Below are 1,277 nucleotides of genomic sequence, written 5' to 3' on the forward strand. Positions count from 1 at the left end.
CATCGCGATCATCGGCCGCGAGATGCCATTGCCGAGCCACAAGGCCAGCACGGTGCCCACGGCCAGCCCGCCCAGCGCCAGCATCAGCATCAGCTGCTCGGTCTCTCCGATCGTCGCATTGGCGCTCGCCTCGATGCGCTGCTGGTCCGCGGTCAGATCCGAACGCAGCTCGGCCGAGAGCTTGAGGATGGTCGCCGCCGTCTTGGTCATCTCGCCGTTCAGCTTGACGATGACCTTCACGTTCTCGGTCAGCTTTGCGAACGAGGCGCGGTACTGCTTCAAGAGATCGCCGATCTCCTTGACGCGATCCGTGATCTTCTGGTCATTCGCGTAGATGGAGACCAGCAGCGTCTCGAGGAACTTGATGCGGGCGATCACGCCGTCGGCGGTCTTCGGCTCCGGCTTGGCCACGAAGGCGCTGACCGAGGTGGAGACCGCCAGATATTGCGAGGTGACGTCCTTGGCCGTGCTCTGGACCGAGTTCAGGCCCGCCAGTGCTGCAGTGTCGGCGAGATCGTCGAATTTGAAACGGATCTTGTTGCCGACGCTGTTGAGCTCGTCGGCCGCGATCTTGTTGTTCTCGCGCGTCAGCGTGATGATCTCGCCGAAGACTTTCGTAAAGCGCTGGAACTCGGCCTCGAGCTGGCCGACCTGCTCACGGCGGGCGGCACCGGTCGTGGCGGCCATCGACTTGGCGATCGCGCTCTTCAGGTTGCCTTCAGCGGTCTTGGCTGCGGTCTCGTCATCCGCCGCGCCGGTCAGGGTATAGGCCCGTGCCAGCCCCTGATAGGCGATCAGCTCGCGTTCGACCGTCCGCGCCAGATCGGCCTCGGACACGCTGGTTCGGTAGGAGGCGACGGCGCCCTGGATCCGTTCGAAGCCGAAATAGGCGAAAGCCATGCTGACGGCGAGGATGGCTAGCACTGCCACGAAGCCGAGGATGATTTTTGCACGAAAACGCAACGTTGGCAGCTTCGATTGGCTCGACTTCGACTTGACCGACATTCCCCCACCCCATTCCATTCGCGGAAAACCAGGCGCAGCCCGGAAGCAGCCCGCTTCCCGACTCGTCTGCACGGTAGGGGGCAAAGGATAAGCTGTGGTAAATTTGTGGCGCGGCAACCGGCGGTTAGGTGACGCAGGGAATCGTTAAGGGGCGCTTTCTCGCGCCGCTACAAATTGACCGCCAGCGCCGACCTCTGCCGTCGTCGCGGACGAGCGCGCTTGATGGCGGGCTTGTCCGAGGCGGTGCGACGGCGTCGCAGCTATGCCGCGCG

General features: G+C 63.7%; 1 pseudogene. It reads right to left on the bottom strand.

Annotated elements, in window-relative coordinates:
• Window positions 1–1,005: pseudogene (locus IC50_RS38155) on the bottom strand (methyl-accepting chemotaxis protein); the annotation flags it as partial.
• Window positions 1,006–1,277 lie beyond the last annotated feature (272 nt).

This window comes from Bradyrhizobium genomosp. I (2014) (genome assembly GCF_000261685.1).
In the GTDB taxonomy this organism is placed as follows: Bacteria; Pseudomonadota; Alphaproteobacteria; order Rhizobiales; family Xanthobacteraceae; genus Bradyrhizobium.